Source organism: Kitasatospora sp. NPDC092039, assembly GCF_044756065.1.
GTDB lineage: Bacteria > Actinomycetota > Actinomycetes > Streptomycetales > Streptomycetaceae > Kitasatospora.
In genome coordinates, this window is record NZ_JBIVSD010000002.1 from 177,490 (window position 1) to 196,850 (window position 19,361).

The 19,361-nt window shown below is 72.2% G+C and carries 16 protein-coding genes; 14 read left to right on the top strand and 2 right to left on the bottom strand.

The window, feature by feature from the left end:
* Positions 1–14 precede the first annotated feature (14 nt).
* The 6 genes from ruvB to ACIQI7_RS04205 all read left to right on the top strand — a co-directional run bounded on the left by ruvB (position 15) and on the right by ACIQI7_RS04205 (position 8,013).
* On the top strand, positions 15–1,100 hold the full coding sequence (gene ruvB / locus ACIQI7_RS04180; RefSeq protein ID WP_387751914.1) for a Holliday junction branch migration DNA helicase RuvB: 1,086 nt from the start codon (positions 15–17) through the stop codon (positions 1,098–1,100).
* Positions 1,101–1,360: 260 nt separating this feature from the next.
* Complete coding sequence (gene yajC, locus ACIQI7_RS04185; protein ID WP_401104929.1) at positions 1,361–1,768, top strand: preprotein translocase subunit YajC; 408 nt, start codon at positions 1,361–1,363, stop codon at positions 1,766–1,768.
* Positions 1,769–1,916: 148 nt separating this feature from the next.
* Positions 1,917–3,716 (top strand): protein translocase subunit SecD, encoded by a 1,800-nt coding sequence (gene secD / locus ACIQI7_RS04190; RefSeq protein ID WP_401104932.1) that lies wholly within the window; start codon positions 1,917–1,919, stop codon positions 3,714–3,716.
* A 4-nt stretch (positions 3,717–3,720) separates the two neighbouring features.
* The gene (gene secF, locus ACIQI7_RS04195; RefSeq protein ID WP_401104935.1) at positions 3,721–4,821 is read left to right on the top strand and encodes a protein translocase subunit SecF; all 1,101 of its coding nucleotides are present in this window, start codon (positions 3,721–3,723) and stop codon (positions 4,819–4,821) included.
* 34 nt (positions 4,822–4,855) lie between these two features.
* Positions 4,856–5,407 (top strand): adenine phosphoribosyltransferase, encoded by a 552-nt coding sequence (locus tag ACIQI7_RS04200; RefSeq protein ID WP_401104938.1) that lies wholly within the window; start codon positions 4,856–4,858, stop codon positions 5,405–5,407.
* A gap of 191 nt (positions 5,408–5,598) precedes the next feature.
* Positions 5,599–8,013: a RelA/SpoT family protein gene (locus ACIQI7_RS04205; protein WP_401105675.1), complete on the top strand. Its 2,415-nt coding sequence runs from the start codon at positions 5,599–5,601 to the stop codon at positions 8,011–8,013.
* Positions 8,014–8,080: 67 nt separating this feature from the next.
* On the opposite strand, the gene ACIQI7_RS04210 is transcribed toward ACIQI7_RS04205, so the two are convergent.
* Together ACIQI7_RS04210 and ACIQI7_RS04215 are read right to left on the bottom strand one after the other, a co-directional pair.
* Positions 8,081–9,310, bottom strand: a complete 1,230-nt coding sequence (locus ACIQI7_RS04210; protein WP_401104941.1) for a DUF349 domain-containing protein — start codon at positions 9,308–9,310, stop codon at positions 8,081–8,083.
* A 266-nt stretch (positions 9,311–9,576) separates the two neighbouring features.
* A complete protein-coding gene (locus ACIQI7_RS04215) occupies positions 9,577–10,425 on the bottom strand; it encodes a peptidylprolyl isomerase (protein WP_401104944.1) in 849 nt (282 codons plus the stop codon).
* Positions 10,426–10,676: 251 nt separating this feature from the next.
* Here ACIQI7_RS04215 and ACIQI7_RS04220 point away from each other — a divergent pair, with 251 nt between their 5' ends.
* The 8 genes from ACIQI7_RS04220 to rpsD all read left to right on the top strand — a co-directional run bounded on the left by ACIQI7_RS04220 (position 10,677) and on the right by rpsD (position 19,327).
* Positions 10,677–11,384 (top strand): MBL fold metallo-hydrolase, encoded by a 708-nt coding sequence (locus ACIQI7_RS04220; RefSeq protein WP_401104946.1) that lies wholly within the window; start codon positions 10,677–10,679, stop codon positions 11,382–11,384.
* Between the two features lie 11 nt (positions 11,385–11,395).
* Positions 11,396–12,658 carry a histidine--tRNA ligase gene (hisS, locus tag ACIQI7_RS04225; RefSeq protein WP_401104949.1) on the top strand — a complete coding sequence of 421 codons (1,263 nt, stop codon included), beginning with the start codon at positions 11,396–11,398 and terminating at the stop codon, positions 12,656–12,658.
* Positions 12,655–14,445: an aspartate--tRNA ligase gene (gene aspS, locus ACIQI7_RS04230; protein WP_401104953.1), complete on the top strand. Its 1,791-nt coding sequence runs from the start codon at positions 12,655–12,657 to the stop codon at positions 14,443–14,445. Before hisS ends, aspS begins: the two co-directional genes overlap by 4 nt.
* A 96-nt stretch (positions 14,446–14,541) precedes the next feature.
* Positions 14,542–15,048, top strand: a complete 507-nt coding sequence (locus ACIQI7_RS04235; RefSeq protein WP_387750863.1) for a GNAT family N-acetyltransferase — start codon at positions 14,542–14,544, stop codon at positions 15,046–15,048.
* Between the two features lie 189 nt (positions 15,049–15,237).
* Entirely contained in the window at positions 15,238–16,056 is an 819-nt protein-coding gene (gene ppk2, locus ACIQI7_RS04240; RefSeq protein WP_401104956.1) for a polyphosphate kinase 2, read from the top strand.
* A 127-nt stretch (positions 16,057–16,183) separates the two neighbouring features.
* The gene (locus tag ACIQI7_RS04245) at positions 16,184–16,798 is read left to right on the top strand and encodes a hypothetical protein (protein ID WP_401104959.1); all 615 of its coding nucleotides are present in this window, start codon (positions 16,184–16,186) and stop codon (positions 16,796–16,798) included.
* Between the two features lie 149 nt (positions 16,799–16,947).
* Positions 16,948–18,399: a replication-associated recombination protein A gene (locus ACIQI7_RS04250; protein WP_401104962.1), complete on the top strand. Its 1,452-nt coding sequence runs from the start codon at positions 16,948–16,950 to the stop codon at positions 18,397–18,399.
* Positions 18,400–18,712: 313 nt separating this feature from the next.
* Positions 18,713–19,327, top strand: a complete 615-nt coding sequence (gene rpsD / locus ACIQI7_RS04255) for a 30S ribosomal protein S4 (protein ID WP_030056230.1) — start codon at positions 18,713–18,715, stop codon at positions 19,325–19,327.
* Positions 19,328–19,361 lie beyond the last annotated feature (34 nt).

Genomic DNA, 19,361 nt, shown 5'->3' on the forward strand with positions numbered 1-19,361 from the left:
TGGAGCCCGCGACGATGTACGACCCGGAACCCGCCGACCGGCTGGTCACGGCCGCCGCCGACGGTGAGGACCAGGCGGTGGAGGCCGCGCTGCGGCCCAAGCTGCTGGACGAGTTCATCGGCCAGGAGCGGGTGCGCGAGCAGCTGTCGCTGGTGCTCCAGGCGGCCCGCCAGCGCGGCAGCGCGCCCGACCACGTGCTGCTGAGCGGCCCGCCCGGGCTCGGCAAGACCACCCTGTCCATGATCATCGCCGCCGAGCTGGGCGCCCCGATCCGGATCACCTCCGGCCCGGCCATCCAGCACGCGGGGGACCTCGCGGCGATCCTCTCCTCGCTCACCGAGGGCGAGGTGCTCTTCCTCGACGAGATCCACCGGATGTCCCGGCCGGCCGAGGAGATGCTCTACATGGCGATGGAGGACTTCCGGGTCGACGTGATCGTCGGCAAGGGCCCGGGCGCCACCGCCATCCCATTGGAGCTGCCGCCCTTCACCCTGGTCGGCGCCACCACCCGGGCCGGCCTGCTGCCGCCACCGCTGCGCGACCGCTTCGGCTTCACCGGGCACATGGAGTTCTACGCCCCGGCCGAGCTCCAGCGGGTGGTGCACCGCTCGGCCACGCTGCTGGACGTGGAGATAGACCCGGCCGGCGCGGCCGAGATCGCCGGGCGCTCGCGCGGCACCCCGCGCATCGCCAACCGGCTGCTGCGCCGGGTCCGCGACTACGCCCAGGTCCGGCACGACGGGCAGGTCACGGCGGAGATCGCCGCCCAGGCGCTGGACGTCTACGAGGTGGACGCCCGCGGTCTGGACCGGCTGGACCGCGCGGTGCTGGACGCGCTGCTGCGGCTGTTCGGCGGCGGTCCGGTCGGTTTGTCGACACTCGCGGTCGCCGTGGGGGAGGAGTCCGAGACGGTCGAGGAGGTCGCCGAGCCCTTCCTGGTCCGCGAGGGCCTGCTCGCCCGCACCCCGCGCGGGCGGATCGCCACCGCCGCCGCCTGGCAGCACCTCGGCCTGACCCCGCCGGCGCAGACCCCGCCGGTCCAGACCACGCGCGGAAGCGTTCCGGCCCAGTCGGAGCTGTTCCCCGCCGACGAGAGTTGACCGCCATCGGCTGAACGGGTGAGTCCGGCCGGTCGGTTCCCGCCCCGCGCATCCGTGGCGGCACACGGAGGAGCCGGGACGGAAGTCCGGGGAAACAGTGCAGGCGGAGGGTCGCCACTTTCGGCGGCAGGATGCGATGCTTGGCGTTGTCCGATCGATTCGGGGTCGCCTAGACTCCGCCGGACCGCCCCTCTCACCTGACGGGCCGACCAATACCACACAGGCCGCCGGCCGGCGGCCCGTAAAGGACCCTGGCTGCAGTGAACCTCATCATCCTTCTCCTCCCGATCATCGCGATCGTGCTCATGTTCCGGTCGCAGAAGAAGCGCCAGCAGCAGATGCAGAGCATGCAGACCTCGCTGGAGCCCGGGGCGGGGGTGCGCACCATCGGTGGCCTGTACGCCCAGGTGAAGGCGGTCAACGAGGAGACCGTCGAGCTGGAGATCGCGCCCGGCGTGGTCACCCACTTCACCAAGAGCGCCATCGCGGCCGTCCTGGACCCCCAGGAGTACGACGCGATCATCAACGGCCGCCCCGCCGATGACGAGCTGCCCGAGCCGGAGGCCGAGGAGGCCGACGCCGAGCCGGCCGAGGACAAGCCGCTGACGCTCACCAAGGACAGCGCCGAGAAGGGCGATGCCGAGGGCGGGGCTCCCGCGAGCAAGTAGTACGGACGGGCAACCCGCCCGGCCGCGCGGCGCAGTGCCGCGAGCCCACAGGACCTCAGGGCCGCACAACCGCCCGTACCCCCGTCCCGACGATCGCCGGCCGGGGGTACGGCCGGGGAAGTGGCATGGACAGGGAGAAACGAGCAAGGTGGCAACACCCAAGTCGCGCCCGCGCGACGGCTACCCAGGGCGGGCGCTTGCCCTCATCCTGGTCGTCACCGTCGGACTGGTCGCCCTCATGTTCGGGACGGGCACCACCAAGCCCCGGCTCGGGATCGATCTCGCCGGTGGCACCAGCATCACGCTGACCGCGAAGTCGTCCGACCCCAAGGCGCTCAGCAAGTCCAACATGGACATCGCCGTCGGGATCATCGAGCGCCGCGTCAACGGGATGGGTGTCTCCGAGGCGGAGGTCCAGACCCAGGGCTCGGACACGATCATCGTGAACATCCCCAAGGGCGGCGACCGGCAGAACGCGGCGGACCAGGTGGGTACCACCGCCAAGCTGTTCTTCCGCCCGGTCCTGGCCGTGGCCCCCAGCGGCATCAGCGCCCCGGCGCCGACCGGCACCCCGTCCGCGGCCGCCACCGGCACCCCGGGCGCGACCCCGTCCGCCGCCGCCACCGGCACCCCGTCGGCGACCGCGAGCGCCACCAAGCAGGGCCGCCCCGCGAGCGAGGCGCTGGCCGCCGAAGGGGCCACCCCGACTCCCGCCGCCACCGGCGCAGCGACCCCCGCCGCCACCGGCAGCGCGGCCCCGGCCGCCACCGGTGCCCCGAGCGCCGCGGCCACGCCGAACGCCGCCGACCTGAGCGCCGCGATGACCCAGGGCAGCGTGCCGCCCGAGCTGGCCGCCGCGTTCGCCGCCCTGGACTGCTCCAAGCCCGACGTCCGCGCCGCCCAGACCGGCGCCGAGGACAAGGCCGTCGTCGCCTGCTCGCAGAAGGCCGAGAACGGCTACTACGAGAAGCTCGCCCTCGGCCCCGTGGCCGTGAAGGGCTCGGACGTCTCCAAGGCCCAGGCCACCATCGACACCCAGACCGGCGCCGGCTGGCAGGTCCAGCTGCAGTTCAACGGCACCGGCACGGACGCCTTCACCAAGGTCACCGGCCAGCTGGCCACCCAGGCCCCGCCGAACAACCAGTTCGCCATCGTGCTGGACAACCAGGTCGTCTCCCACCCGCAGGTCAACGGGGCGATCCCGGGCGGCAGCGCGGTCATCACCGGCCGCTTCTCGCAGGCCGAGGCGCAGGACCTCGCCAACGTGCTGGGCTACGGCGCGCTGCCGCTGGAGTTCAGCAAGAGCGACATCACCACCGTCTCCCCGGCGCTCGGCAGCGACCAGCTCAAGGCCGGTCTGATCGCCGGCGCGATCGGCATGATCCTGGTGGTCGCCTACTCGCTGGTCTACTACCGCGGCCTCGGCCTGGTCTCGATCGCCGGTCTGCTCGTCTCGGCGGCCCTGACCTACTCGATCATGAGCCTGCTCGGCAACGCGATCGGCTTCGCGCTGAACCTGCCGGCGGTCTGCGGTGCGATCGTCGCGATCGGCATCACCGCGGACTCCTTCATCGTGTACTTCGAGCGCATCCGCGACGAGGTCCGCGAGGGCGCCCCGCTGCGCCCGGCGGTCCAGCGGGCCTGGCCGCGCGCCCGGCGCACCATCCTGGTCTCGGACTTCGTGTCCTTCCTCTGTGCCGCCGTGCTCTACGTGGTCTCGGTCGGCAAGGTCCAGGGCTTCGCGTTCACCCTGGGTCTGACCACCGCGCTCGACGTCGTGGTGATCTTCCTCTTCACCAAGCCGCTCATCACGCTGCTGGCCCGCCGGAAGTTCTTCCTGAACGGCCACCCGTGGTCCGGCCTGGACCCGAAGCGGCTGGGCGCCCGCCCGCCGCTGCGCAGCAGCCGTCGCCGTAGCCCCTCCTCTGCCGCCGTGAAGGAGGCCTGACACCGTGTCACGCTTCTCCAACCTGGGCCACCGGCTCTACCAGGGCGAAGTCAGCTTCGACTTCGTCGGACGCCGCAAGCTCTGGTACTCCATCTCCGGCGTGATCGTGCTGGTCGCGGCGATCGGCCTGGCCATGGGCCTGCACCTGGGCATCGAGTTCAAGGGCGGCTCGGTCTACACCGTGGCCAAGCCCGGCCTGACGGTCTCCCAGGCGCAGGAAACCGCGGACGGGGTCGTCTCCTCGCACCCGCTGGTGCAGTCGACCGAGAACGGCAAGATCCGCATCCAGGTCAGCACCGAGGAGCCGAAGAGCTCGGACCAGATCCGCACCGAGCTCTCGCAGAAGCTCGACGTGCCGCTGGACACCGTCGAGGCCCAGGTGATCGGCCCCAGCTGGGGCAAGCAGATCTCCCAGAAGGCGCTCACCGGTCTGATCGTCTTCATGATCCTGGTGACGGTCTACCTGGCGATCGCCTTCGAGTGGCGGATGGCGGTGTCCGCCCTGGTCGCCCTCATCCACGACCTCCTGATCACCATCGGCGTGTACGCCCTGGTGGGCTTCGAGGTCACCCCGGGTACGGTGATCGGCTTCCTGACCATCCTCGGTTACTCGCTCTACGACACGGTCGTCGTCTTCGACACCGTGAAGGAGAACACCAAGGGGCTCACCAAGCAGAACCGGCGCACCTACAGCGAGGCCGCCAACGCGGGCCTCAACCAGACCCTGGTGCGCTCGCTCAACACCACCGTGGTGGCGCTGCTGCCGGTCGCCGCGCTGCTGTTCATCGGTGGCGGCCTCCTGGGCGCCGGCACCCTGAACGACATCTCGCTCGCGCTGTTCATCGGTCTCGCGGCCGGTGCCTACTCCTCGATCTGCGTCGCCACCCCGCTGCTGGCGCAGCTCAAGGAGGAGCAGCCGGAGATGAAGGCGCTGCGCAAGCGGGTCCTCCAGCACCGCGCCGCGGCCGCCAAGGCCGAGGCCGCGGAGGGGGCCGCGGCGGACGAGGAGCCGTCGGGCGAGGAGCAGCCCGCGGGTATGGTCGGACAGCGCGGCCGTTCGGCCGGCACCGGCCGTGCCAAGGGCCGTCCGTCCACCAAGCGCTGACCCGAGGCACCGACAGACCGTGAAGGACACCACCGTGACCACCGCCGACACCGCACTGGCCGAGCTGCTGAACAGCCGGATCCGGGACGTCCCGGACTACCCGAAGCCGGGTGTGCTGTTCAAGGACATCGCGCCGCTGCTCGCCGACGCCGAGGCCTTCGGCGCCCTCACCCGGGCACTGGCGGACCGGGCCGAGGAGCTCGGTGCGACCAAGGTGGTGGGCCTGGAGGCGCGCGGCTTCGTGCTGGCGGCCCCGGCGGCCTTCGCGGCCGGGCTCGGCTTCGTGCCGATCCGCAAGCAGGGCAAGCTGCCCGGCGAGGTGTTCCGGCGGTCGTACGAGCTGGAGTACGGCTCGGCGACGCTGGAGGTGCAGTGCGACGCCTTCGCGCCCGGTGAGCGGGTGCTGGTGGTGGACGACGTGCTGGCCACCGGTGGCACCATCGGCGCCTCGCTGGACCTGGTGAAGGAGGCCGGGGCCGAGCTGGCGGGCGTCGTGGTGCTGATGGAGCTGGGCTTCCTGGACGGCCGCGAGCGGCTGTCCGGGCACCTGGACGGCGCTCCGCTGGAGACGCTGGTCACGGTCTGAGGGCCTCCCGGAAGGACGGCGGTCGGGACATCCGACCGCCGTCCTTCCGTTTCCGGGCCCGGCCGGATGAACACGTCGGCGCCCGGCTCGGTACCATGAAGATTCATCCCCTCCCGGTTGTACCCGACGGTTCGGGTCTCGGCGGGGGGTCGGCCCGGTGCCCCGAGGAGTTGTCCTTGCCCGACGAGGTTGTGCCCACGGCCGCAGCGGCCGCCCCCGAAGACCGTCCCACGCCCTCGGGGGCCACCCCGGCACGCCCGGCGCCCACCTCCTCGCGTTCGCTCGGCCCGTCGGGCCGCGGCTCCACCGGCGGCATGCGGGCCCGGCTGGCCCGGCTGGGCGGCCAGCGCTCCAGCGTGCTGAACCCCGTCCTGGAGCCGCTGTTCCGCTCGATCCGGGCCAACGACCCCAAGGCCGACCCGGCGCTGCTGCGCGACATCGAGAAGGCCTACGCGGTCGCCGAGAAGTGGCACCGCGGGCAGAAGCGCAAGAGCGGCGACCCGTACATCACCCACCCGCTGGCCGTGGCGACGATCCTGGCCGAGCTCGGCATGGACGCCCCGACCCTGATGGCCGGGCTGCTGCACGACACCGTCGAGGACACCGACTACGGCCTGGAGACCCTGCGCAAGGACTTCGGCGACTCGGTGGCCCTGCTGGTGGACGGCGTCACCAAGCTGGACCGGGTCAAGTTCGGCGAGGCCGCGCAGGCCGAGACCGTCCGCAAGATGGTCGTGGCGATGGCCAAGGACCCGCGGGTCCTGGTGATCAAGCTGGCCGACCGCCTGCACAACATGCGCACGATGCGCTACCTCAAGCGGGAGAAGCAGGAGAAGAAGGCCCGCGAGACGCTGGAGATCTACGCCCCGCTGGCACACCGGCTGGGCATGAACACCATCAAGTGGGAGCTGGAGGACCTCGCCTTCGCGATCCTCTACCCCAAGATGTACGACGAGATCGTCCGGCTGGTCGCCGAGCGCGCCCCCAAGCGGGACGAGTACCTGGCGACCGTCATCGACCAGGTCCAGGCGGACCTGCGCGGCGCCCGGATCACCGCCTCCGTCACCGGCCGGCCGAAGCACTACTACTCGGTCTACCAGAAGATGATCGTCCGGGGCCGGGACTTCGCCGAGATCTACGACCTGGTGGGCATCCGGGTCCTGGTCGACACCGTCCGCGACTGCTACGCGGCGCTGGGCACCATCCACGCGCGGTGGAACCCGGTGCCGGGGCGGTTCAAGGACTACATCGCGATGCCCAAGTTCAACATGTACCAGTCGCTGCACACCACGGTGATCGGTCCCGGGGGCAAGCCGGTCGAGCTGCAGATCCGCACCTTCGACATGCACCGGCGGGCCGAGTACGGCATCGCCGCGCACTGGAAGTACAAGCAGCGCGCGGTGGCCGGGGCGTCCAAGGTCCGCACCGACACCCCGACCCAGGTCCGCAAGGACGACAAGGCCGGCGCCGTCAACGAGATGGCCTGGCTGCGGCAGCTGCTGGACTGGCAGAAGGAGACCGCCGACCCGGGCGAGTTCCTGGAGTCGCTCCGCTTCGACCTGGCCAGCAACGAGGTCTTCGTCTTCACCCCCAAGGGCGACGTGATAGCCCTGCCGGCCGGGGCGACCCCGGTCGACTTCGCCTTCGCGGTGCACACCGAGGTCGGCTACCGGACGATAGGCGCCCGGGTCAACGGGCGGCTGGTGCCGCTGGAGTCGACCCTGGAGAACGGCGACACCGTCGAGGTGTTCACCTCCAAGGCGGAGAACGCCGGACCGTCCCGGGACTGGCTGGGCTTCGTCAAGTCGCCGCGCGCCCGCAACAAGATCCGCGCCTGGTTCTCCAAGGAGCGCCGCGAGGAGGCGATCGAGCACGGCAAGGAGGCGATCGTCCGGGCGATGCGCAAGCAGGGCCTGCCGATCCAGCGGATCCTGACCGGCGACTCGCTGGTCACCCTGGCCCACGAGATGCGCTACCCCGACATCTCCTCGCTCTACGCCGCCATCGGCGAGGGCCACGTCGCCGCGCCGAACATCGTGCAGAAGCTGGTCCAGGCGCTCGGCGGCGAGGAGGGCGCGACCGAGGACCTGGCGGAGACCGCCACCCCGACCCACGACAACCGCCGCGCGGTGCGCCGCCGGGCCAAGGGCGACCCGGGCGTGATCGTCAAGGGCGTCGAGGACGTCTGGGTCAAGCTCTCCCGCTGCTGCACCCCGGTTCCGGGCGACCCGATCGTCGGCTTCGTCACCCGCGGCAACGGCGTCTCGGTGCACCGCGCCGACTGCGTCAACGTGGAGGCGCTGAGCCAGCAGCCGGAGCGCATGATCGACGTCGAGTGGGCGGCCACCCAGTCCTCGGTCTTCCTGGTGGCCATCCAGGTCGAGGCGCTGGACCGCTCCCGGCTGCTCTCGGACGTCACCCGGGTGCTCTCCGACCAGCACGTCAACATCCTGTCGGCGGCGGTGCAGACCTCCCGGGACCGGGTGGCGATGAGCCGCTTCACCTTCGAGATGGGCGACCCGAAGCACCTGGGCCACGTGCTCAAGGCGGTGCGCGGCGTCGAGGGCGTGTACGACGTCTACCGCGTCACCTCCGCCCGCAAGTAGCGGCGGGTACGCGGAAGGCCCCCGGGAGCGCTCCCGGGGGCCTTCGTCGTCCAGCGCGGCGAGGAGATCAGCCGCTGAACTCCTCCTGGCTCCGGTGCGCCTGCTCCAGCAGGGTCCGCACACCGGCCAGCTCGGACTCCAGCTTGGCGATCCGGGAGGCGTTGCCGGCCGCGCGGGCCTTGTCCAGGTCGGCCTGGATCTTGTCGGCCTTGGCCTGGAACAGGCCCACCATGCCGGCCGCGCGGGCCTTGGCCTCCGGGTTGGAGCGCTTCCACTCGGCGTCCTCGGCCTCGCGGATGGCCCGCTCGACCGCGTTCAGCCGGCCGTCCAGCTTCGGACGGACCTCGCGCGGCACGTGACCGATCGCCTCCCAGCGCTCGTTCACCTCCCGCAGCGCGGCCTTGGCGGCCTTGAGGTCGGTGATCGGCAGGATCGCCTCGGCCTCGGCGGCCAGCGCCTCCTTGAGCTTCTGGTTCTCCACCTGCTCGGCGTCCCGCTCGCTGAACACCGCGGAGCGGGCCTGGAAGAAGACGTCCTGGGCGCCGCGGAACCGCGCCCACAGCTCGTCCTCGATGTCCCGCTGGGCCCGGCCGGCGGCCTTCCAGCGCGCCATCAGGTCGCGGTACGAGGCCGCGGTGCTGCCCCAGTCCGTGGACGAGGACAGCGCCTCGGCCTCGGCGACCAGCGCCTCCTTGGTCTGCCGGGCCCTCTCGCGCTCCGCGTCCAGGGTGGCGAAGTGCGCCTTGCGGTGCTTGGAGAAGACCGAGCGGGCGTGCGAGAAGCGGTGCCACAGCTCGTCGTCGCTCTTGCGGTCCAGGCGCGGCAGGCCCTTCCAGGTGTCCACCAGGGCGCGCAGCCGGTCGCCGGCCTCCCGCCACTGGGTGGACTCGGCGAGCTGCTCGGCCTCGGAGACCAGCGCCTCCTTGGCCGCGCGGGCCTCGTCCTGGGCCTTGGCGCGGGCGGCCTTGCGCTCCTCGCGCCGGCTCTCGATCTCGCCGGCGAGCGTGTCCAGCCGCTTGGCCAGGCCCTCCAGGTCACCGACCGCGTGCCCCTCGACGACCTGGGCGCGCAGGTGCTCCAGCGCGGCCTGGGCGTCCTTGGCGGCCAGGTCGGTGGTGCGCACCCGCTTCTCCAGCAGGCCGATCTCCACCTCGATGCCCTGGTACTTGCGCTCGAAGTAGGCGAGGGCCTCCTCGGGCGAGCCGGCCTGCCAGGAACCGACGACGCGTTCACCGTCGGCCGTCCTGACGTAGACCGTGCCCTGCTCGTCCACACGGCCCCACGGGTCGCTGCTCATAGCGCGTCCTCCACATGACGTCGCGCCCGCGCCGGGGCGGCGCGCGTCCGTCGTCCACAGTTGATGTGCGACGGACCGAAAGAAGTCCGCCGTCCCCGTCCGCCGTGCCTTGCTGCCGAGGGTGACGGCCAGGCGGGTGCGGGCACCCTATACAACGCCAACATAGGCGACCAGGCCCGGTGCTGTCCGCATCCGGGCCGGGCGATTTCGGCCCGGGGCCGTGCGGGGGCGGCGCGCACGCCACCCGCCGACGGCCCCGGGGTGGGTCAACCCTTCGCCACCGTAACGGAGTTGAAGGTGACGTCGGCCATCGGGTGGCCGTCCGGCGAGCCCTCCAGGGTGCCCGCGGCGGCGATCTTCTGGACGGCGTCCAGGCCACCGGTGACCTTGCCGAACGGGGTGTAGTTCGGCGGCAGCTTGGTGTCCTTGTAGACCAGGAAGAACTGGCTGCCGTTGGTGCCCGGGCCGGAGTTGGCCATCGCCACGGTGCCGGCCGGGTAGGTCGCCCCGGTCAGGTTCTCGTCCGCGAACTTGTAGCCGGGGCCGCCGGTGCCGCCGGGAACGGTTGCGCTGGCGGTCGGGTCGCCGCACTGGAGCACGAAGATGCCGTCGGTGGTGAGGCGGTGGCACTTGGTGTGGTCGAAGTACTGCTCGCCGGCCAGGAAGGCGAAGGAGTTCACGGTGTGCGGGGCCTTGGCGGCGTCCAGCGCGACCGTCACCTTGCCGCAGTTGCTGTCCAGCGTCATCGTGTACGAGCCGCCGGCGTCGATCGTCATGGGCGGCTCGGCCTGCCACTGCTTGCCGTTGGGCGCGCCCGGCGCCGGGGCCGCGCAGCCCTCGACCGGCTTGCGGGTCGGGGTGGTCGGCTCGTCGGTGCCGGTCGGCGCGGCCTGGGGGCGGTCCGCGGCCGAGGTCTTCGTGTCGCCCTTGTCGTCCGAGCTGAACGCGCCGGTGGCGATCAGGGTGCCACCGCCGGCCAGCACCACGACGGCGAGCGAGGCGCCCAGGATCGTGTTCCGCCGCTTGCGCGCGGCCTGGGCCGCGACCCGGCGCTCCAACTGGCGCTCGTACTTCTCTCGGGCGAGCTGCCGCCGCCGCTGTTCGCTGCTGACCACCGGCCGTGTCTCCTACGGATGTGCGGGAAAAGTGGATGGATTCCGGAGCGGATCATCGCATCCCTCGGCGGCCAAGTGTAGGGACCGGGCCCGTAAGAACGCGGTGAACCTGTCAGGCCGCCGCGCCCCGCCACCCCTATCTGGTTCGCTACCGCACCCGCGGCGCCGGTAGGCTGCACGTACATCGTCACTGGCTGCACCAAGACCGGTGGGCGCCGCAGCCGACCGCCGCACACACCCGAAGGACGCGCGTGTTCATCGCCGGATTCCCCGCAGGAGCCTGGGGCACCAACTGCTACCTGGTCGCTCCGGCGGCGGGCGAGGAGTGCGTCATCGTCGACCCCGGCCACCAGGCGGCCCGCGGCGTCGAGGAGATGGTCCGCGAGCACCGGCTGAAGCCCGTCGCCGTGCTGCTCACCCACGGCCACATCGACCACGTGGCCTCGGTGGTCCCGGTCTGCGGCGCCCGCGGCGTCCCGGCCTGGATCCACCCCGAGGACCGGTACATGATGTCCGACCCGGAGAGGGCGCTCGGCCGCTCCCTGGGCACCCAGCTGATGGGCGAGCTCACCGTCGGGGAGCCCGACGACGTGCGCGAGCTCACCGACGGCGGCGTGCTGGAGCTGGCCGGCCTGCAGCTCACCGTGGACCACGCCCCGGGCCATACCGGGGGGTCGGTGACCTTCCGGACGCCCGGTGCCGAGGACCTCCCCCCGGTGCTGTTCTCGGGCGACCTGCTGTTCGCCGGCTCCATCGGGCGCACGGACCTCCCGGGCGGGGACAGCGAGGCGATCATGGAATCGCTGGCCCGGGTGTGCCTGCCCCTCGACGACTCCACCGTGGTCCTCTCCGGCCACGGCGGTCAGACCACCATCGGCCGCGAGCGCGCCACCAACCCCTACCTCCGACAGGCAGCGGGGGCGGCCGGCGCCCCGGCTTTCCCGCGACGAGGAATGTGACGGAAGAGAAGTTGAGCACCTTCACCGCCCCCAAGGGCACCTACGACCTGCTGCCCCCCAGCTCCGCGACGTTCCTGGCGATCCGCGAGCGCATCGCCGCGCCCGCCCGCCGGGCCGGCTACGGCTACGTCGAGACCCCGGTCTTCGAGGACGTGAAGCTGTTCTCCCGCGGTGTCGGCGAGTCCACCGACATCGTCACCAAGGAGATGTACACCCTCACCACCAAGGGCGGCGACGAGCTCGCGCTGCGCCCCGAGGGCACCGCCTCGGTGCTGCGCGCCGCGCTCCAGGCCAACCTGCACAAGCAGGGCAACCTGCCGGTCAAGCTCTGGTACTCCGGCTCGTACTACCGCTACGAGCGCGCCCAGAAGGGCCGCTACCGCCAGTTCTCCCAGGTCGGCGCCGAGGCGATCGGGGCCGAGGACCCGGCGCTGGACGCCGAGCTGATCATCCTGGCCGACGACGCCTTCCGCTCGCTGGGCCTGCGCGACTACTCGCTGCTGCTCAACAGCCTCGGCGACAAGGAGTGCCGCCCGGTCTACCGCGCCGCGCTGATCGAGTTCCTCTCCGGGCTGGACCTGGACGAGGACACCCGCCGCCGCGCCGAGATCAACCCGCTGCGCGTCCTCGACGACAAGCGCGAGTCGGTGCAGGCCCAGCTGGTCGACGCCCCGATGCTGCGCGACTACCTGTGCGAGGCCTGCAAGGCGTACGACGAGAAGGTCCGCGAGCTGCTCACCGCGGCGGGCGTGGCCTTCGTGGACGACCCCAAGCTGGTGCGCGGCCTGGACTACTACACCCGCACCACCTTCGAGTTCGTGCACAACGGCCTCGGCGCGCAGTCCGCGATCGGCGGCGGCGGCCGCTACGACGGCCTGTCCGAGATGATCGGCGGCCCGGCGCTGCCGTCCGTCGGCTGGGCGCTCGGCGTGGACCGCAGCTACCTGGCGCTGGAGGCCGAGGGCGTCACCCTCGACCTGCCGGCCGCCACCTCCGTCTACGCCGTCGCGCTCGGCGAGGAGGCCAAGAACGTCCTGTTCGCCAAGGTGGTCGAGCTGCGCCGGGCCGGCGTCGCCACCGACCTCGCCTTCGGCGTCAAGAGCATCAAGAACGCCATGAAGTCCGCCGACCGGTCCGGCGCCCGCTTCGCCCTGATCGCCGGGGACCGGGACCTCGCCGAGGGCGTCGTCCAGCTCAAGGACCTGAGCACCGGCGAGCAGACCCCCGTCGCCCTCGACGCACTCGTCACCACCCTGAAGGAGAAGCAGCTGTGATCCGCACGCACGACGCGGGCACGCTCCGCCCGGAGCACGCAGGCACCACCGTCACCCTGGCCGGCTGGGTCGCCCGGCGCCGCGACCACGGCGGCGTCGCCTTCATCGACCTGCGCGACGCCTCCGGCACCGTGCAGATCGTGGTCCGCGACCTCGACTCGGTGCACGGCCTGCGCGCCGAGTACTGCGTCAAGGTCGTCGGCGACGTCCGGGTCCGCCCCGAGGGCAACGAGAACCCGGACATCCCGACCGGCGCCGTCGAGGTCGTCGTCAGCGGGATCGAGGTGCTCTCCGAGGCCGCCCCGCTGCCGTTCCCGGTCGCCGAGTACGAGCCCGGCACGGTCAACGAGGAGGTCCGGCTGCGCTACCGCTACCTGGACCTGCGCCGTGAGGGCCCGGCCAAGGGCCTGCGCCTGCGCTCCAAGGTCAACAACATCATCCGCCGGGTGATGGAGGAGAACGACTACCTCGACATCGAGACGCCGTACCTCACCCGCTCCACCCCCGAGGGCGCCCGCGACTTCCTCGTCCCGGTCCGCCTCCAGCCCGGCCACTGGTACGCCCTGCCGCAGTCGCCCCAGCTGTTCAAGCAGCTGCTGATGGTGGCCGGCATGGAGCGCTACTACCAGATCGCCCGCTGCTTCCGCGACGAGGACTTCCGCGCCGACCGGCAGCCGGAGTTCACCCAGCTGGACATCGAGGCGTCGTTCGTCGACCAGGAGGACATCCTGGCGCTCGGCGAGAAGATCATCGGCGCCGTCTGGCGCGAGGTGCACGGCTACGAGATCCCCAACCCGCTGCCGCGGATGACCTACGCGGACGCCATGGGCCGCTACGGCTCGGACAAGCCGGACGTCCGCTTCGGCCAGGAGCTCACCGACCTGACCGAGTACTTCAAGGGCACCGACTTCCGCGTCTTCCAGGCCCCGTACGTCGGCGCCGTGGTCATGCCCGGCGGCGCCTCGCAGCCGCGCAAGCAGCTGGACGCCTGGCAGGACTGGGCCAAGGCGCGCGGCGCCCGCGGCCTGGCGTACGTCCTCATCGACGCCGAGACCGGCGAGCTGCGCGGCCCGGTCGCCAAGAACCTCTCCGAGGAGCACCTGGCCGGCCTCGCCGCCGCCGCGGGCGCCAAGAACGGCGACGCGATCTTCTTCGCGGCCGGCAAGGAGCGCGCCTCGCAGGAGCTGCTCGGCGCCGCCCGTCTGGAGATCGGCCGCCGCTGCCAGCTGATCGACGAGTCCCGGTGGGCCTTCCTCTGGGTCGTCGACTTCCCGATGTTCGAGCCGATCGAGGACGACAAGGGCCAGTTCCAGGGCTGGCACGCGGTGCACCACCCGTTCACCGCCCCGACCGCGGAGTCGCTGGCCACCTTCGACACCGACCCGGGCTCGGCGCTCTCCAACGCCTACGACCTGGTCCTCAACGGCTCGGAGCTGGGCGGCGGTTCGATCCGCATCCACCAGCGCGACGTGCAGAAGCGGGCGTTCGACGCGATCGGCCTCTCCGAGGAGGAGGCGGCCTCGCAGTTCGGCTTCCTGCTGGACGCCTTCAACTACGGCCCGCCGCCGCACGGTGGTGTCGCCTTCGGCCTGGACCGGATCGTCACGCTGCTGGGCGGGTACGACACCATCCGCGACGTCATCGCCTTCCCGAAGACGTCCACCGGCGGCGACCCGCTGACCGGCGCCCCGACCCCGATCACCCCGGCGCAGCGCCGCGAGGCCGGCGTGGACGCCCAGCCGAAGGTCCGCGAGGACGCCAAGGGCGAGGCCCAGCCCAAGTCCTGACACCGCGTCATCCGCTAACCTGCAACGGCCCCGGACGGCCCAGTCGCCGTCCGGGGCCGGTCCACAACGGTGTGTGACACAGGGAGGGTTGACCCGATGCAGGTCACAACGAGAGTCGAATGTCCGGAGGACGCACCGGCCACCAGACGCGTCCACATGGCCGCGTTCCCCGGCCCGGACGAGGCGGACCTGGTGGACGCGCTGCGCCGGGACCCGGCCTGGCTGCCCGGGCTGTCCATGGTGGCGGTCGACGAGGCCGGGCTGGTGATCGGGCACGCGCTGCTGACCCGGCTGCGGGTCGGCGACGGCAGGGGACTGGCGCTCGCGCCGGTCGCGGTGGCGCCCGAGTGGCAGCGCCGGGGCGTCGGCGAGCTGGTCGTCCGGGCCGCGCTGACGGCGGCCGAGAAGGCGGGCGAGAAGCTCGTGGTCGTCCTCGGCGATCCGGGGTACTACGGGCGGTTCGGCTTCGCGCCGGCCGGTCGGCACGAGGTCACCGGCCCGTTCGAGGTGCCGGAGGCGTACTTCCAGGCGCTGCCGCTGGCGGCGTACGACGGCGGCCCGCGCGGGCTCTGCCGGTACCCCGAGCCGTTCGTCGCCGTCTGAGCCGTCCGGCCCGTCCGGCACGTTCGACCCGTCCGGCCCGGCCCCCGGGCGCCGTTCCCTCGGGCACCTCTCCCCAGGGCCGGTCCACGAGACCGGCCCCGGTCGCCACGGCCCCGCCGACCCGCGGGTACGGCCGACGGCGCCTACGGTGATTGCGCATCAGCATTCAGCCGGACGGAGGACCCGAGGGTGGCCGAGCAGCAGCGGACCGGGAAGCCGGGGAGACTGGCCAGGAAGCCGTACGAGCGGGAGCTGCTGCGGCTCCAGGAGGAGCTGGTGAAGCTCCAGGAGTGGGTGCGGGTCGAGGGCGCCCGGCTGGTGGTGGTCTTCGAGGGCCGCGACGCCGCCGGCAAGGGCGGAGCGATCAAGCGGGTGACGGAGTACCTGAACCCCCGCATCGCCCGGGTCGCGGCGCTGCCCACGCCGACCGAGCGGCAGAGGACCCAGTGGTACTTCCAGCGCTACGTCGAGCACCTCCCGGCCGCCGGGGAGATCGTGCTGTTCGACCGCAGCTGGTACAACCGCGCGGGCGTCGAGCGGGTGATGGGCTTCTGCACCGACGAGGAGTACCGGCAGTTCCTGCACCAGTGCCCGACCTTCGAGCGGATGCTGACCGAGTCGGGCATCCTGCTGCGCAAGTACTGGTTCTCGGTGAGCGACACCGAGCAGGAACGGCGCTTCCGGGACCGGCTGGAGGACCCGATGAAGCGCTGGAAGCTCTCCCCGATGGACGTCGAGTCGATCACCCGCTGGGAGGACTACTCGCGGGCCAAGGATGAGATGTTCATCCACACCGACACCCCGGACTCGCCCTGGCACGTGGTGGAGAGCGACGACAAGCGCCGGGCCCGGATCAACATGATCGCCCACCTGCTGTCCACCCTGCCGTACCGCGAGATCAGGGCGCCGCAGATCGAGCTGCCGCCCCGCCCCGCGCCGCGCGGCTACGAACGGCCCCCGCGCGACCTCCAGAAGTACGTCCCGGACCACGCCGCCGGGCTCGGCTAGCGGGGCCGGAGGGTCGTCCGAACGGACGCGTGGCGTTGCCGGTACCCGGGCCGGGTCGTGCGATGGACGTGCCCACCACGGCGCGGGCGCCCGACGCGGCGCCCGCCGGACGTCAGGAGACCCGCCCATGTTCGTGCGCACCGGCTACTTCACCGGCGACCCGGCCCGCCTCGGCCGGACCCTCGACGGCTTCAGCGCGGAGGCCGTCGGCCTGCTCTCCGGCGAGCACGGCTACCGGGGCTACGGGCTCTTCGCCAACCGCGAGCTGGGGGTCTTCACCATGGGCTCCTGGTGGGACACCGCGCAGGCCGAGCGGGACAGCGACGCGAAGCTGGGCGCGCGGCGCGGCGAGCTGCTCGCCCCCTTCGCCGGCACGGCGGCCGTCGACGTCTGGGAGGCGGCAGCCTTCGCGCCGCCCGGGGAGGGCGGGCCGGGGGCCCGGTTCCGGCTGATCCGGGCCGAGTTCGACCCCGCCTCGGCGGACCGGCTGGTCGCGGCGTTCCGGGAGCAGGCCCTGCCCAACCTGGAGCGGATGGACGGCTTCGTGGGCGGCGCCCTGCTGATCCAGCGGGACCGCGGCCGGGCCTCGGTGGGGACGATCTTCCAGGACGAGGCCACCTTCGCGGCCTCCCGCAGCCCGCAGGCCGAGGCGCGGTCCCGGGTCACCGCCGAGGTCGGCGTGACGGTGCGGTCGCTGGAGGAGTTCGAGGTCGTCCTGCTGGACCGCCGTCCGCCGCGGTAGCCGCGAGCCGCGGCGGCCGTGCGGCCGGGGAGCGTGAGTCCAGGGGGCCATGGGTCCAGGGGAGCCGTGAGCCCGCGCAGCCCGTCCCTCCGCGGACCCGGCCGTCCGCCGAGGGACGGGCTGTCGGCGGCCTCGCATAGGCTTCCGGTGTGGACGAACCGGACCTCTTCACCGCCGCAGCCGAGGAACGCCAGATCAGGGAGCCCGGGCGGGCGCCGCTGGCCGTACGGATGCGTCCGCGCACCCTGGACGAGGTGGCCGGGCAGCGGCAGCTGCTGAAGCCCGGCTCGCCGCTGCGCCGACTGGTCGCGGGCTCCCGCGGGCCGGCGGCGACCAGCTCGGTGATCCTCTGGGGGCCGCCCGGCACCGGCAAGACCACCCTGGCGCACGTGATCAGCCAGGCCGTCGAGGGCCGCTTCGTGGAGCTGTCCGCGATCACCGCCGGGGTCAAGGAGGTCCGGGCCGTCATCGACGGCGCCCGGCGGGCGGTCGGGATGTCCGGCCGGGAGACGGTGCTCTTCCTGGACGAGATCCACCGCTTCTCCAAGGCCCAGCAGGACTCGCTGCTGCCGGCGGTGGAGAACCGCTGGGTGACCCTGATCGCGGCGACGACGGAGAACCCGTACTTCTCGGTGATCTCCCCGCTGCTGTCCCGCTCGCTGCTGCTCACCCTGGAGTCGCTGACCGACGAGGACATCCGGGCGCTGCTGCGCCGCGCGGTGGCCGACGAGCGCGGCCTGGAGGGCGCGCTGGAGCTGACCGCGGAGGCCGAGGACCACCTGGTGCGGCTGGCCGGCGGGGACGCCCGGCGGGCGCTCACCACGCTGGAGGCGGCGGCCGGGGCGGCGCTGGAGAAGGGAGAGCCGAGCATCACGCTGGCCACCACCGAGACGGCGGTCAACCAGGCGGCGGTGCGCTACGACAAGGACGGCGACCAGCACTACGACGTGGCGAGCGCGCTGATCAAGTCCATCCGCGGCAGCGACGTGGACGCCACCCTGCACTACCTGGCCCGGATGATCGAGGCGGGGGAGGACCCGCGGTTCATCGCCCGCCGGCTGATGATCTCGGCCAGCGAGGACGTCGGCCTGGCGGACCCGACGGCGCTGCAGACGGCGGTGGCGGCGGCCCAGGCGGTGGCCCTCATCGGCTTCCCGGAGGCCCGGATCATCCTCTCCCAGGCGGCCATCGCGCTGGCCCTGGCGCCCAAGTCCAACGCGGCCTACCTGGCGATCGACGCGGCACTGGCGGACGTCCGGCAGGGCCTGGCGGGCGCCGTCCCGGCGCACCTGCGGGACTCCCACTACGGCGGCGCGGGCAAGCTCGGCCACGGCAAGGGCTACCGGTACCCGCACGACCTGCCGGAGGGCATCGCGGCCCAGCAGTACGCGCCGGACGCGGTGCACGGCAAGGAGTACTACCAGCCGACCAGGCGCGGCGGCGAGGCCCGCTACGCGGAGGTCGTGGAGTGGACGCGCGGGCGGCTGCGGGGGGAGCGCAGGGCGGAGAAGAAGGCCGCGAAGCCGGCCGGGAAGGCGCCGGAGAAACCGGAGAAGCCGGAGCCGGAGGCGGAGGAGCAGCCCGGGGAAAAGGGCGAGTGATCGACCGGTATACTCGGTCGGAGTGCCATGTCCCGGGACGGCGGCGGGGGAGACCCCACCGACCGGCCGCACCAGCGGGGCATCGGCGGTAGGCCTCCTCCGGGAGGCCCGCACCAGGAGCGTCGCGCACCGTCATCGGTGTCGCGGGCGGCCCAGGATCCCTGGGCCGGTCCGTGTGACCAGCACTTCCGTGCCCGGCTCCGGAGAGCGGCTGATCCCGTCGCGCAGGCGGCGGGGTTTTCTCCGGGTCGCGACATGCGACCTCCGTCAACACCTGGTGAAGCCGTATTCGTAAGCAAGGAAGGTTTGGTTCATGGCGAACCAGAAGCGTCCCAAGGTCAAGATCGCGCGCGCCCTCGGTGTGCCGCTGACCCCGAAGTCCGTCAAGTACTTCGAGGCCCGCCCGTACCCGCCCGGCCAGCACGGCCGTGGTCGCAAGCAGAACTCGGACTACAAGGTCCGTCTGCTCGAGAAGCAGCGTCTGCGCGCCCAGTACGACCTGAGCGAGAAGCAGATGGCCCGCGCGTTCGACCGCGCGAAGAAGGCCGAGGGCAAGACCGGTGAGGCGCTCGTCGCCGACCTGGAGACCCGTCTGGACTCCCTGGTGCTGCGTTCGGGCATCGCCCGCACCATCTACCAGGCCCGCCAGATGGTCGTCCACGGCCACATCGAGGTCAACGGCGGCAAGGTCAACAAGCCGTCGTTCCAGATGAAGCCGGGCTACGTGGTGACCGTCCGCGAGCGCAGCAAGGAGAAGGTCCCCTTCCAGGTCGCCCGTGAGGGTGGCTACGCGGGTGAGGGCCAGACCCCGAAGTACCTCGAGGTCAACCTGAAGGCCCTGGCCTTCCGCCTGGACCGTGCGCCGCAGCGCAAGGAGGTCCCGGTGATCTGTGACGAGCAGCTGGTCGTCGAGTACTACTCGCGCTGACCCGGTTCCGCTCTTCGCGACACCGCGAGCGAGC

Bases quoted from the DNA above. Each gene is read 5' to 3' on its own strand.
- ruvB (WP_387751914.1), top strand. From the start codon at position 15: ATGTACGACCCGGAACCCGCCGACCGGCTGGTCACGGCCGCCGCCGAC.
- ACIQI7_RS04245 (WP_401104959.1), top strand. From the start codon at position 16,184: ATGTTCGTGCGCACCGGCTACTTCACCGGCGACCCGGCCCGCCTCGGC.
- rpsD (WP_030056230.1), top strand. From the start codon at position 18,713: ATGGCGAACCAGAAGCGTCCCAAGGTCAAGATCGCGCGCGCCCTCGGT.
- ACIQI7_RS04210 (WP_401104941.1), bottom strand. From the start codon at position 9,310: ATGAGCAGCGACCCGTGGGGCCGTGTGGACGAGCAGGGCACGGTCTAC.
- ACIQI7_RS04235 (WP_387750863.1), top strand. From the start codon at position 14,542: ATGCAGGTCACAACGAGAGTCGAATGTCCGGAGGACGCACCGGCCACC.